This window comes from Ruminococcus sp. (assembly GCF_019417665.1).
In the GTDB taxonomy this organism is placed as follows: domain Bacteria; phylum Bacillota; class Clostridia; order Oscillospirales; family Ruminococcaceae; genus Ruminococcus_C.
This window is the reverse complement of the sequence record NZ_DXUU01000001.1, coordinates 17388-30547: the sequence shown is the minus strand read 5'-3', so window position 1 is coordinate 30547 and position 13160 is coordinate 17388. Positions and strand designations below refer to the sequence as shown.

Below are 13160 nucleotides of genomic sequence, written 5' to 3'. Positions count from 1 at the left end.
ACAACTGGTACTGGTTCTACTGGAACCACCGAAACCCTGCCGACTGATATCGAAGCAATCTCTGTAAAGATGCTGGATGAATCCGCATCCAACGGCGTTTACTTCTCTCACGAAGAGTCCTTCGATGCTGCTGACCTGATCGAGTCTGTTGTTGTTACTCTGAGCGATGGCTCAACACAGGAACTGGATCCGGCAACTGCAATTGGTTTCGTAAGCACTCCGGGTGAGGTTTATGCAACTGTAGACCAGGAAGCTGGTAAGGGTAAGGTTTACTTCAAGGGCGAAGTAGAGATCTACTATGCAGCAGATCCGGAAAAGACTCCGCTGGAAGACAAGCCGGTCGTAGCTGTTGCGAAGAAGGGTGACGTTGACCTCAGCGGTTTCGTTGATGCAGACGACGCTTATGAGATGCTGGTTTACTATGCAGCTGCTTCCGTAGCTCAGGATGATGTTGCGTTCGAAACAGTAGGCAACGAAGACGCACTGCTGGCAAAGCTGGCTTACTATGTAGCTGATATCGACACAGAGTCCAAGCTGGGCAAGGACGATGAGGATCGTGAAAACCCGGCAAACATCATTGATGCAGATGATGCATACAAGACTCTGGTTTACTACGCACAGTATAGCTTGAACAAGAATCCGAATTGGGAAGACATCATGAATGGTGCAACCGTTGAAGACTAAGGATAAGTTAATTTTACTCCAAAATTGCTTGTATATGTAAGCAGTGCGAGGTGCATATCGCACTGCAAACATATCACATATAAATTTATTTTTGAAAGGAAATAGAAAAAATGAAGACTACATTTAAGAAGACAATGGCTGCTCTTTCTGCAGCAGCAGTTGTAGCTGCATCTGCAGCAGTAATGGCAGTTCCGGCAAGCGCAGCAGGCGCAACAGTTGATATCGCAGACGTTACTCTGACTTTGGATGAGCTGAAGGCAGCTAACTATGAGGTTACTCTGGCAATTTCTGTTGATTCCAACTGGACAAAGCTCTGCTATGGTGCACAGATGGGTGATGGCCTGACTTATGTAAGTGCATTTGCAATGCCTGGCGGTGCTGTTGAAGAAGAGAAGGGCGCACTGTGGTTTGCTGGCGCTGCTTCTTCTCCGACAAAGGCTGATTTCGGTGCAGGTGAACTCACTGTTAAGGTATCAGAAGATGCTGCTGAGGGTGATGTTTTCACTGTAAAGGGTCTGACAGTTGCTCCGGCTGGTAACTCTGCTGAGTTCGCTAACACTGCTGAAAGCGACGAGACTTCTACTCCGGCTGTTGTAGACGGCGTAATCACCATCGCTGCTGCTGCAACTGATGCTCCGACAGAAGCTACGACACAGGCTCCGACTGCTGCTCCGACAGAAGCAACAACTGCTGCTCCGGTTGCAACAACCACAAAGGCTCCGGCTAAGTCCACTTCTTCTCCGAAGACTGGTGACGCTCTGCCGATCGCTGGTGTAGCTGCTGCTGTAGCTGTTATCGGTGGCGTTGCTTTCGTTGCTAAGAAGAGAAAGTAAGAGATACCTACGCAAGTAACGTATCCGCGCAACTGAATCTCACGCACTAGATGCGTAATAAAGGGCACTCCCAGGTTTCTGGGGGTGCCTTTTTGTGCGTATTGCTGCATATATATATTCCGGAGGTGATGGTATGACAGCAATTTACGCACGGCAGTCCGTGGAACGTGTGGATTCCATCTCCATTGATATGCAGGTGGAGTACTGCAAGCGACTGTGTGCGGATGACAATTGCCGCATTTATACAGATCGGGGATTCAGCGGAACAACCACGGTTCGCCCAGCCTTTCAGGAGATGCTGGAGGCGGTGGAACAGGGAGAGATCCGTGAGGTTTTGGTTTATAAGCTGGATCGTATTTCTCGTTCTCTTTGCGATTTCGCCGGGATGATGCAGATGTTCCGAAAACACAGCGTCACGCTGCGTTCTGTTCGGGAGAGTTTCGATACCCAGACGGAAATCGGCGGAATGCTTCTGAATCTACTCATGATGTTTGCAGAACTGGAGCAGAAAACCATTGCCGGGCGTGTGCGGGACAATTACTATGCCCGTGCTGTCCAGCAAATGGCGCTGGGCGGTGTGGCGCCTTATGGCTATGAATCTGTGCCCATTCTGCTCCAGGGGCACAAGACCACAACCCTTGCGCCTGTTCCCGAAGAGGCGGCACAGGTATTGTGGCTGTACACACGCTATGGGCTTCACGGGGAAAATGTGGAACAGCTGGTGCACGAATGCAATCAAAGGGATTGTCGCACACGGCAGGGCGCAGATTGGTCCAACAGCGGTGTGATCCGAATTTTGCGGAATCCGGTTTATGTCCAGGGGGATTTGCGCTGTGTGTCCTATTTCCGGGAACAGGGGGCAGTGCTGGATCATCCCTGGGAGCTGTACTGCAAGGGCAACGGATGTTTGGTATATGGTGACAAAAGGGCACGAAAGGGCGCTAAGTTGACCCGGTTGGAGGGGGAGCATGTTGCCGCCGGACTGCACCCAGGACTGGTAGACTCGGCGCTGTGGCTTGCAGTACAGGAACGCCTTGCATCCCGAGGCGGCAGCACCAATCGGGGAACTGGGCATCGCTCTTGGCTCCAGGGAATCGTGGTGTGCGGCCTGTGCGGCACACGTTGCTATGCCCGGAATAACGGCGCTGGTGCTAGATATACATATTTTGTGTGCCGTGGAAAACGTCTGGGGCTGTGTGATGGCATTCCGGCATTGCGCACAGAGACCGTGGAGGAAGCAGTTGCACCGGTTTTGGCACAGCAGGCAGCACAGCTTCTGCCATTGGCAAAGATGAAAACGCCTGACCAGCCCGACCCGAATGCAGCTGCTCTGGAAGAACTGGACGGGCGTATGCAGCGGTTGGCGGCGGCAATGGGAGAACCCTCGGCGGCAGTGCCCTTTTTGCGGGAAGAACTGGAACGGTTGGCGGCGGAACGGGCAGTGTATATGCAGCGTCTCCGGCGTGCCCCTGTGTCCCGGAAAAGAAATATCTGCGCCGATTGGAACACTTGGTGGGAACAGGCAGATCTGGAACAGCGCCGCCGTGCCGTGGGACTGCTGGTGCAGGAGGTGCGAGTATCACCGGAAAAAATAGAAATTAAACTGCGGTGAAAAGGTTGTATTTTTTGTGAAGCGTAAATTTATCCATGTGTCATCGCCTCTTTATCGCTCCGGGCAAGGTTGCCCCCATGACGGCGGGCGGGATCATCGCAGATACGATCTGCAATATTCTCGAGGAGAGGGGACTCGCCCATGAACGATTTGACAGGTGAACGAATCGGTTTTGTGGTCACCGGTTCGTTCTGTACTTTTTCAGCCGCTTTTGCGCAGGCGGCAAAGCTGCGGGAGGCAGGTGCGGAACTGACACCGATTTTTTCGGAACACGCCGCCACCATGGACACTCGCTTCGGCAAATCCGCCGATCGGGTGGCAGAGCTGGAGGAGATCTGCGGCAAACCATCCATCTGCACCATTGCACAGGCAGAACCCATCGGCCCAAAGGATCTTCTGGATATGCTGGTGGTTGCGCCGTGTACGGCAAATACGACGGCGAAGCTTGCGCATGGGATTACAGATTCCACCGCTACCATGGCGGTAAAATCTATGCTGCGCCGTCAGAAGCCTGTTGTGCTGGCAATTGCGACCAATGATGCACTGGGCGCTTCTGCAAAGAACATCGGACTGCTGCTGAATACGAAGCACTATTATTTTGTACCGCTGCGCCAGGATGCGCCCATGGAAAAGCCGGCGTCCTTGGTGGCAGACTTCACAAAGCTGCCCGAAACCGTGGAAACGGCACGCCAGCAGAAGCAAATTCAGCCGATTTTCATATAAGTCCTGAAAATCAGTCAAAAATATGTGTTATACTATAATGGGTGGAAGTCGGTTCTCCGGTTTCCACCCATTTCTGAGAATGAGGTGTAATGCTGTGGCGTGGATTATTTTGAAGCAGGCAGTGTTGATGCTCCTGCTGAACTTGGTAGGTGTGATCGCCTATCGGGCGAAAATTGTGGACAAGAACGGCGGCAGACAGTTTTCCAACTTTGTATTGGAAATTGTCACGCCGGTGCTGGTGGTAAATGCCTATGCCGAGGTGGAATATGAGTCCCGGCTTGTGGTGAATCTGCTCTGGACATTTCTGCTGGCGGCGGTGTCTTATATTATCGCCATTGGTGCGGTATATTTAGCCATCCGGAAGAAGCCCGGTAGGGAGACGGAGATCGAACGGTTTTCCGCCATTTACAGCAACTGCGGATTCATGGGGATCCCCCTTGCCAGCGCATTGCTGGGAACAGAGGGCGTATTCTATGCCACGGCATTTCTGACGGTATTTTTCTGTTTCGCATGGACTCACGGCATTATGCTTTTGACGGGGCAGCATGACCGGAAAGCTCTGGTGAAAAAACTCTGTTCGCCTACGATGATCGGTATTGCCATCGGGCTGCTGCTGTTCTTTTTCCGGGTGCAGCTGCCGGAACTGTTGGCGACGACTTTTGATTATGTTGCCGGGCTGAACACGCCTATGGCGATGATTGCTTCGGGTATCAGTGTAGCCCAGGCGAATTTGTTCCAGGCGGTGTGGAATCCACGGGTGTATTATGTCTGTGGTGTGAAACTGCTGTTGGTGCCGTTGGTATTGGGGCTGCTTTTCCTGCCGTTGTCCTTTATTCCGGTAGAGATACGGACAGTGGTACTGGTGCTGACGGCAGCGCCATCGGCGGCAATGTGTACCCTGCAATGCCAGAAGCACGGAAAGAATGACTTGTATGCGTCCCATATTTTTGCCATGACCACGATCCTGTCTATGGGAACGATGCCATTGATGGTGAAGCTGTTTACATGGGCAGTAGGCGTGTGATTACATAAAAGGTCACTCCAAAGAGGTCATCCAAAAAACATTTTATCACCGCTCTGAAAAAAGGCAGCCTGGCAATGAAGTTTTTTGATCCAGCAATTTTTCAAAAATGCTGGCGAGGTACAGGGCGACCAGGGACGCTGTCCCTGGACTCTGCCAGGGCCTGCGCAGCCCTGAACCTGCGCCAGCTGTGCTCAGCTGGACCAGCTTGCCATGCTGCCTTTTTGAGAATGGGGAGGAAAAAATCTTTGCTATTCCAATTACATAAGAAAAAACCGCCGTTTCGAAAAACGACGGTTTTTGTTTTGCCTGAAAAAATAATTATTTTCCCGAGGGTACTGCGTACAGATTTGTCTCCCACGCCGGGATATACAGCTGATGCCGGATATACAGATCATAACCCGGATTCAGTCGCCGGATGAGCAGCGGCAGGGCAAAGATGTCCTCGTTCCGATGGTAAAGCGACACCATAAGCTTCGGGGAAAAATGCGCAATGGTCTGGGATGCCCCCCAGAGTGCCTCCCGTTCGCAGCCCTCTACGTCCATCTTGATGATCGTTGCCGGTCTGCCCTGTAAAATGCTGTCCACCGATCGTGCATCGATCTGCTGCCCGAAAGCGGAGACAGCCGACTGGCGGCCTGCCTTTGTGGCAAAGGGCACTGTGGTATCCAGACACCATGCTACTGCATTGTAGGCGTAGACATAGTTCATGCCGTCCAGATATTTGCAGAGCTTTTTGAAGTTCTTCCGATCGGGCTCTACCGCATAGATACGAATGTACTTGCCCCGGGTGTACTGGAGCACCTCCGCAATGGTATCGCCATTATAGGCACCCAGATCCACATAGACTTCGTTGGGCGTCAGGCGGATGATCTTGCGGTAAATGTCTGATTTCGGCGTAGTGACATCCAGAAGATAACGGATGTTTCCGCTGATTTTAAAGTTGATGATATTGGCATAAACGGTTCGGGAATAATCGTCAGCCAGCATGTGGTAGACCGCTTCGATCTCCTCTGCGTGCTCCACGCAATATTCGTAGGTGAACAGTCCGCCGCCTGCTACCGGTACATCCGGTACGATCAGGGTGTGGCGCTGTCCGATCTCCACGATTTTGTCCACCAGAGACTGATAGCCGGCGGCAAATGCCAGGACAATGACAAAATCCTCCACCTGTGCCTCGATCTCGGAAAGTTTCCGTACCTTATAGCCTGCAAAAGAATGGCCTCGTACAAACTCATCGCTTGCAAAAATGCCGGCAAGCGGAATGGACTTTTCCCGAAAGACACGCATAATCTTTTCTGCACCGTCGCCCATCCCGTAGATAAAGATCGGACGGGTCTCCGCCTGTAATTTTTCCCACGAGGACTGCTTTTCTGTGATAAAAGAAAGCATGTTCAGGACCTCCTTTTCTCTCTGTTTCTGTGCGAATCACAAATTGTCATCACAGTCGCACAGATCCGGCTGTATGCCTGCCGGTCCGACCATATCCCTGCCCCGTATGCCAAACCGGTCACGCTGCTCATTGATGCAGGCTGTGATCAGGTCGGACACCTGGCGGGGGTTTTTGATCGCATGGATCTCCTTTTCCGGTGTATCCACATCTTTGCTGTACAGAATGATACTGCCGCAGCCGAATATCCGCTGAAACAGCGGAAGTTTCATTTTTTTGTCGGTGATCCGGTAAATATCCAGCTCGTCCTCTGTCACCGTGAGAAAGCCCACACGTGTAATCAGCCGGGTGTCTGCGAGATAATACCGGGTGAAGGACAGCGGCAGCCCGAACAGCGTCCGTTTTTTGTCCGTCCAGATATATTCGATTCCGTCTTTTGATTTCGGCATTTCCGCCGCCCTCCCTTTTTAAAAGAATACATCATTCAGTTTTCATAGTGCTTACGAATGATAAATCAAGCCCGGAGAAAACCGCAATCTGCGTAAATTATAACTGGATCTCGCCCTTGCCGCCCTGCATGGTGATCTTCTTGTCTGTGCCGGCAACGGATACGGTAAAGGTCTTGTCCGTTGCGCCGCTTTCGATGGCGATGGTATTGCCGCAGCGGGTCGCTGTCAGGGTCAGAACCGGCTTTGCATCTACATCATAAACCGTAGCAGAAGCGGACTTGCCGTCCTCCAGGTTGCAGATCATGAAGTCTGTGCCGTCCAGATAGTCATACTCGAACTGATTCTCAAATGCACCGAAGGTCACGATAGAATTGGGCTTTGCCAGAATCGGCATTTCCATAAAGGTGCACTTCTTGGAATGATACTTGCCGCCTTCCATGGTCTCGCCGGTAATGATATCATACCACTTGCCTTCCGGCAGGTAGAAGTCAGCTACGCCGTCCTCACGGAATACCGGAGCGCACAGCAGGTTGTCACCCAGCATATACTGCTGATCCAGATAGCGGCATGCGATATCGTCTGTGAAGTCCATCACCATAGGACGCATCATGGGCACACCAGTGGCAGAAGTCTGGATCGCTTGTGCGAACAGATACGGCATCAGCTTGCCCTTGAGCTTGGTGAAGAAGCGCAGGACATCGCAGGATTCCTCGTCAAAATTCCACGGCACACGATAAGAGGTGGAACCATGGAGACGGCTGTGGGTGGACATCAGACCGAATGCGCACCAACGCTTGTACACATCCGGAGAAGCCGTTGCTTCGAAGCCGCCGATATCGTGACTGAAGAAGCCGAAGCCGGAGGAGCACAGGGACAGACCGCCGCGGAGTGTTTCTGCCATAGAGGTGTATTCTGCGGAGCAGTCGCCGCCCCAGTGTACCGGGAACTTCTGACCGCCGACGGTGGCGCTTCTGGCGAACAGGCAAGCCTGTCCCTTGCCATAGTATTCTTCCAGCACGCCGAATACGGTCTTGTTATATAAATAGGTATAGTAGTTGTGCATATGAATGGGGTCTGCACCGTTATAATACACAGCCTTTGTGGGGATTCTCTCGCCGAAGTCTGTCTTGATGGCAGTGACGCCCATTTCGCAGAGCTTGCGCACGCCGGATGCGAACCATGCAGCTGCTTCCGGATTGGTGAAGTCCACGATAGCCATGCCCGGCTGCCACAGGTCAGTCTGGAAGACGCTGCCGTCCGGATTCTTGATGAAATAGCCCTTTTCCACGCCTGTATCAAAGAGGCAGGACTTCTGGGAAATGTACGGATTGATCCAGCAGCAGATGCCCAGACCACGGTCTTTCAGACGCTTGATCATCGCAGGCGGATCCGGGAACTGGGTCAGATCCCACTCGAAGTCTGTCCACTGATATTCCTTCATCCAGAAGCAGTCGAAGTGGAACATCTGGAGAGGAATATCACGCTCTGCCATGCCGTCAATAAAGGAAGTAACGGTCTCTTCATCATAAGTCGTAGTGAAGGAAGTGGAGAGCCACAGACCGAAGGTCTTTGCCGGCGGCAGTGCCGGCTTTCCGGTGAGGTCGGTGTAGTTTTTCAGTACCTCGTGGAGATCAGCACCGCCGATGAAGAAATACTCGATCTCCTCGCCGGGTACTGTAAAGGAAACCTTATTAATGGTATCCGAAGCTACTTCGAAGGAGACCTTATCTGCGGTGTTAACGAGTACGCCGTAGCCGTTGGAGGTGATATAGAACGGGATGCACTTATAGCTCTGCTCGGAGCAGGTACCGCCGTCGGAGTTCCAGGATTCTACCGTCTGACCATTTTTCACAAAGGGCGTGAACTTTTCGCCGAAGCCATAGACGCATTCACCCACATCCAGGGTCAGCTGTTCCCGGATATAAGCGTTGTGTGCATCCTGGGGATAGTTGAAGAAATCGTCGTCTGTCTGGAGTGCCAGGCGAGCGTCCCGGTGGAACTTGTTTTCTTGAATATAAGAAGTAGAACGCCAGCCAGCACCGGTGAGCCGCTTTCCGTCACGGGAGAAGGAAACGTCCCAGCCGTCAGTGCCCTTTTTGATCTTCAGGGTGGTGCTGCCGGCAGTCATGGAGACAAAGCCCTCTTCCTCGTGGATCTCCGGTACATAATCTTCGGAGACATTCAGTTCGAACTGAGGCTTGTTTTTCAGGCTGCCCTTGTGGTGGCAAATGTGTACACGAATGACATCCGGCGCCACTGCGGTGTACGTGATCTCAAATGCCACGCCGCCCAGTGTCATCGCCCGATTCCAGATCGCACTGGATGTTGCAAATACCTTGATCGCATTTTTCGTTGTTGTGACATCGTATGCCTGTACTGCATAGGAAACGTCATAACCTCTCTGGTTTAACCAAAGGCCGTCAGAAAATTTCATGGAGTACCTCCTGCATTATAATAAAATGTTTGTATCCCATGTGACATTTCCGGTGCACCGGTAGCCTGCCTGTGCCCGTACCATCTACATGTAAGCCTATTGTACCACATTTGTAACCGAAATGTCAATCTCTTTCGGAGAAAATGTGCCGCCTCGGGCGTGTATTTACAAAATCACCATAAATGTTGCACAATTTCGGGAGGGCGTTTTTGTGGCAATTGCTTTGGTGTGGTATTTTTACACTGAAATTCATATAATAGAAGGTAAATGAGTGAAGTGAAAAAGAAAAATAGATGCCTTTTCAATAAGGAATAATCAGGAAAATAGTCTTTTATAATTTACATAAAATCTCTTTCAAATTAACCAATCAAGGCAACAAAGTGATATAATATGATTAGAGATAAAAATTATCTCAATACTTTTTTCTACAAAATTCGACATAAAATGACAAAGGAGGAGTTCTATATGCGAATTTTTAAATCTATTCAAAAAGCTATCGCAGGAGTGATTGCAGGGGTGATGATTGCACTTGGATGTATTAGTACGATTCCGGCGAGTGCGGCGGCGGCAGAATCACCGGTGCCAGGGTCGGCATTGCAATATGATGTATCTGCGTCAATTGCAACAGTGAACCCTTATACAGGAAAACCCTTTAATGCACCACGAATTAAGGTTTCAATAACAACGACAACAAATCCCGGTTTTTATTATCTTGTGTTGGCTATAAAGCATGATTCAGAATGCGCTTATGAGGTATTCGATTGTTCACATGAGGCTACAGTATGTACTGTAATTGAAGATAAAGAAGAAGGATATTCTATGTTTATTTTTAGAACATCTGGCGATATTTCAACAAAGGAAGCTTTTTCAGTTGATTTATATTATGAGGTTGCTAATCTGAATATGAAGGCTCATGAATTTAGTGTAGGAACAATGGGATATCATTCTACTGCGGAAAAAATCACTAATTACGAAAAAGGTATTACTGAATTGCCGGAAGACGCATTTGTTGAAGATGATACGAAAAATATTAGCTATGTTTTAGGAGATTTAGATAATGATGGAAATATCGATGCAGATGATTCCTATTATGTTTTAAATATACTAGCTGCTAGCGAGAATTCCAGCGTTACTGTTATCGATTTAAATAATTCGTTAGCTAACGGTGAAGCAAAATTTAGAGAACGCTGTCCTATGTTGATTTGTGCCGAAGTAGCAGATGTTGATGACAGTCGTATAATAACCCAAACAGATTCTAACTTGATTTTGAATTATTATGCAGCAAAATCTGCTGGGAAAAATCCAATTTCTAAAATTGGTAAATCCAGAGTCAAAACAGTAAGTCTTTAAAGGAGGTCATATTTATGAAAACAAGAAAGGTTATTTCATTCCTAACAGCAGCAGCTATGGCAGCAGCATCCTTGCCGATTCTGTCCGCAAGTGCAGAGGGAAGCACTTATGCTTTGGGCGATGTGGATATGGACGGCGTGATCACCGGACATGATGCGGCGATGGTATCCCGTATGCTGCATGTCGATGCGGATCTGCTGACAGAAGAACAGAAAGTACTCGCTGATGTGAACGAGGACGGCGTGATCGATCAGACAGATGCTGACTGGATTCATGAAAATGAGGTTTTCGGCATTGGCGACATACTGAAAACAGGGAAAGATAAGGGCAGTGTGGATGCTGCATGGATGGCGCTGACTTGTTATTCTCGGGTATCTGTCGATAATCCAGTAGAGATTGTCAAGAGAGATATCCCGAAATCTTATCCCGAACTGGCTGGCTCACATTTGATTTATGGGGGAGAGAAAGACCGTTTTACAGAAGAGGAAATTGCAGAATTTGAATCACAGGGACTGTATGTGATGTACCTGGACAAAGAGCAGGATCCTGACTTGTGGAATATTTTGCATTGGGGAATGGAAGGCGGCGAACAGGATACCATCAGCGAACTGGATTATCATTTGATAGATGTCAATGGAGACGGCACGCTGGATGCAGATGATGCATATTGCTCTCTTGTTGCTTATGCAAAAATGTCTGTTGGGGCAGAAGATCCCTTCGTTTCCGAAGGCCGTTATGACCTGTATTGAGGATGTCAAAACAACTGCACAGGTCGATATTCGTGTATAATAGAGCTGAAACTCTCTGAACAGTTTCGACTTATGAAAAAAGCCCTGCCGGTATTTCTAAAATATCGGTGGGACTTTTTCGTTTTTCGTACATTTCAAAATAAGGACTTGCTTTTTTCGGCAGGATACGGTATAATAGAATGAATAGGAATTTGACTGTCAAACGGGAGGATTTGAAGATGCCAAAATATGTATTTGTCACCGGCGGCGTTGTCTCCGGTCTCGGTAAGGGAATCACGGCTGCGTCCCTGGGACGTCTGCTCAAAGCACGGGGGTATAAGGTCACCATTCAGAAGTTCGACCCTTATATTAATGTAGATCCCGGTACGATGAGCCCCTATCAGCATGGTGAAGTGTTTGTCACCGATGACGGTGCAGAGACGGATCTGGATCTGGGACACTATGAGCGTTTCATTGATGAGAACTTGTCCATCAACAACAATGTCACCACCGGTAAGATCTACTGGACTGTTCTGAATAAGGAACGCCGGGGCGACTATCTGGGCGGCACTGTTCAGGTAATTCCTCATATTACGAACGAGATCAAGGAACGGATTTATCGGGTCGGAAAGGAATCCAATGCCGATGTGGTCATTACAGAGATCGGCGGCACTGTGGGCGATATTGAGAGCACACCGTTCCTGGAAGCCATTCGCCAGTTTGTCACCGAAGTGGGCAGAGGCAATGCTATGTATATCCATGTCACTCTAGTGCCCTATATCGCAGGCTCTAATGAACTGAAATCCAAGCCCACACAGCACTCCGTGAAGGAATTGCTGTCCATTGGCATTCAGCCCCACGTGGTCGTTTGTCGTACAGAGCAGGAGATCCCGAAGGAAATGGCACGGAAGATCAGCATGTTCTGCAACGTCCGGGAAGAGGATATCATTCAGAATATGACAGCACCGTCTTTGTATGAAGTGCCCATGATGCTGGAAAATGAGGGACTGACCGACAGCGTCTGCCATCACCTGGGACTGGAAAACCGTACCCCGGATCTCACCGACTGGATCGCTATGACCGAGCGCCAGAAGCGTGCGGACAAGGATGTGACCATTGGTCTGGTGGGCAAGTATGTGGCACTCCAGGATGCCTATCTGTCTGTGGCAGAGGCACTGCATCACGGCGGTATCGTTAACGATGCAAGGGTGAAGATCCTGTGGATCGACTCGGAAAAGATCACCCGGGAAAATGCAGCGGAGATTTTAAAGGATTGTGACGGTATCATCGTACCTGGCGGCTTCGGTGATCGTGGTATTGAGGGAATGATCGAATCCATCCATTACGCCCGCCTGAATCAAGTGCCTATGTTCGGTATTTGTTTGGGTATGCAGATGGCAGTGGTGGAATTTGCAAGGAATGTTGCTGGGTTCCCCGACGCCAACTCCTCGGAGTTCGACCCGGAAGGTGCACATAATGTCATCCATATCATGGAGGATCAGAAGAATATCGAAAACAAGGGCGGCACTATGCGCCTGGGTCTGTATCCCTGCAAGCTGACGCCTGGCACGCTGGTACATGATATTTATCAGGAAGACCTCATCTATGAGCGCCACCGCCACCGGTTTGAATTCAATAATAATTTCCGCACACAGCTGACCGAAAAGGGCTTACAGATTGCCGGACTGTCTCCGGACGAGCGTCTGGTGGAGATCGTTTCTCTGGCGGATCATCCATGGTTTATTGGTGTACAGTTCCATCCGGAATTCAAGTCTCGTCCCAATAAGCCTCAGAAGCTGTTCGCATCCTTTATCGGAGCAGCCCTGAAAAACCGGAACGGGAAATAAAGCTTTGTTTTGCAATGAAGTATGGCTGTGTTTATAGTAGGGGCGGATATCATCTGCCCGCAGATATGCCATGAGTAAACGGGATATAC

10 protein-coding genes and 1 pseudogene are annotated in these 13160 nt (G+C 49.8%); 8 read left to right on the top strand and 3 right to left on the bottom strand.

The features are described from left to right. The 5 genes and pseudogenes from QZ375_RS00110 to QZ375_RS00090 all read left to right on the top strand — a co-directional run. Positions 1-684: pseudogene (locus QZ375_RS00110) on the top strand (hypothetical protein); the annotation flags it as partial. A 110-nt stretch (positions 685-794) separates the two neighbouring features. Further along, positions 795-1517 carry an LPXTG cell wall anchor domain-containing protein gene (locus tag QZ375_RS00105; RefSeq protein WP_295213903.1) on the top strand — a complete coding sequence of 241 codons (723 nt, stop codon included), beginning with the start codon at positions 795-797 and terminating at the stop codon, positions 1515-1517. Between the two features lie 133 nt (positions 1518-1650). Next, positions 1651-3129: a recombinase family protein gene (locus QZ375_RS00100; RefSeq protein WP_295213902.1), complete on the top strand. Its 1479-nt coding sequence runs from the start codon at positions 1651-1653 to the stop codon at positions 3127-3129. A gap of 141 nt (positions 3130-3270) precedes the next feature. Next, positions 3271-3852, top strand: coding sequence for a dipicolinate synthase subunit B (locus QZ375_RS00095; RefSeq protein WP_295213900.1), 582 nt, complete (start codon positions 3271-3273; stop codon positions 3850-3852). A 94-nt stretch (positions 3853-3946) separates the two neighbouring features. Then, a complete protein-coding gene (locus QZ375_RS00090; RefSeq protein ID WP_295213898.1) occupies positions 3947-4876 on the top strand; it encodes an AEC family transporter in 930 nt (309 codons plus the stop codon). Positions 4877-5194: 318 nt separating this feature from the next. On the opposite strand, the gene QZ375_RS00085 is transcribed toward QZ375_RS00090, so the two are convergent. The 3 genes from QZ375_RS00085 to yicI all read right to left on the bottom strand — a co-directional run bounded on the left by QZ375_RS00085 (position 5195) and on the right by yicI (position 9146). Further along, the gene (locus QZ375_RS00085) at positions 5195-6265 is read right to left on the bottom strand and encodes an FkbM family methyltransferase (protein ID WP_295213896.1); all 1071 of its coding nucleotides are present in this window, start codon (positions 6263-6265) and stop codon (positions 5195-5197) included. A 36-nt stretch (positions 6266-6301) separates the two neighbouring features. After that, positions 6302-6712 carry a PH domain-containing protein gene (locus QZ375_RS00080; RefSeq protein ID WP_295213894.1) on the bottom strand — a complete coding sequence of 137 codons (411 nt, stop codon included), beginning with the start codon at positions 6710-6712 and terminating at the stop codon, positions 6302-6304. A gap of 97 nt (positions 6713-6809) precedes the next feature. Then, positions 6810-9146 (bottom strand): alpha-xylosidase, encoded by a 2337-nt coding sequence (gene yicI, locus QZ375_RS00075; RefSeq protein ID WP_295213891.1) that lies wholly within the window; start codon positions 9144-9146, stop codon positions 6810-6812. A 465-nt stretch (positions 9147-9611) separates the two neighbouring features. Here yicI and QZ375_RS00070 point away from each other — a divergent pair, with 465 nt between their 5' ends. From QZ375_RS00070 to QZ375_RS00060, 3 genes are all read left to right on the top strand, one after another. Continuing rightward, complete coding sequence (locus QZ375_RS00070; protein WP_295213890.1) at positions 9612-10496, top strand: hypothetical protein; 885 nt, start codon at positions 9612-9614, stop codon at positions 10494-10496. Positions 10497-10510: 14 nt separating this feature from the next. Continuing rightward, a complete protein-coding gene (locus QZ375_RS00065; RefSeq protein ID WP_295213888.1) occupies positions 10511-11245 on the top strand; it encodes a dockerin type I domain-containing protein in 735 nt (244 codons plus the stop codon). 218 nt (positions 11246-11463) lie between these two features. Beyond that, positions 11464-13071, top strand: coding sequence for a CTP synthase (locus tag QZ375_RS00060; protein WP_295213886.1), 1608 nt, complete (start codon positions 11464-11466; stop codon positions 13069-13071). Positions 13072-13160: the final 89 nt, after the last annotated feature.

What these genes read in the sequence shown, in the direction of transcription:
- QZ375_RS00080 (WP_295213894.1), bottom strand. Translation starts at nt 6,712, where the DNA reads ATGCCGAAATCAAAAGACGGAATCGAATATATCTGGACGGACAAAAAA.
- QZ375_RS00100 (WP_295213902.1), top strand. Translation starts at nt 1,651, where the DNA reads ATGACAGCAATTTACGCACGGCAGTCCGTGGAACGTGTGGATTCCATC.
- QZ375_RS00085 (WP_295213896.1), bottom strand. Translation starts at nt 6,265, where the DNA reads ATGCTTTCTTTTATCACAGAAAAGCAGTCCTCGTGGGAAAAATTACAG.
- QZ375_RS00105 (WP_295213903.1), top strand. Translation starts at nt 795, where the DNA reads ATGAAGACTACATTTAAGAAGACAATGGCTGCTCTTTCTGCAGCAGCA.
- QZ375_RS00095 (WP_295213900.1), top strand. Translation starts at nt 3,271, where the DNA reads ATGAACGATTTGACAGGTGAACGAATCGGTTTTGTGGTCACCGGTTCG.
- QZ375_RS00065 (WP_295213888.1), top strand. Translation starts at nt 10,511, where the DNA reads ATGAAAACAAGAAAGGTTATTTCATTCCTAACAGCAGCAGCTATGGCA.
- QZ375_RS00070 (WP_295213890.1), top strand. Translation starts at nt 9,612, where the DNA reads ATGCGAATTTTTAAATCTATTCAAAAAGCTATCGCAGGAGTGATTGCA.
- yicI (WP_295213891.1), bottom strand. Translation starts at nt 9,146, where the DNA reads ATGAAATTTTCTGACGGCCTTTGGTTAAACCAGAGAGGTTATGACGTT.
- QZ375_RS00060 (WP_295213886.1), top strand. Translation starts at nt 11,464, where the DNA reads ATGCCAAAATATGTATTTGTCACCGGCGGCGTTGTCTCCGGTCTCGGT.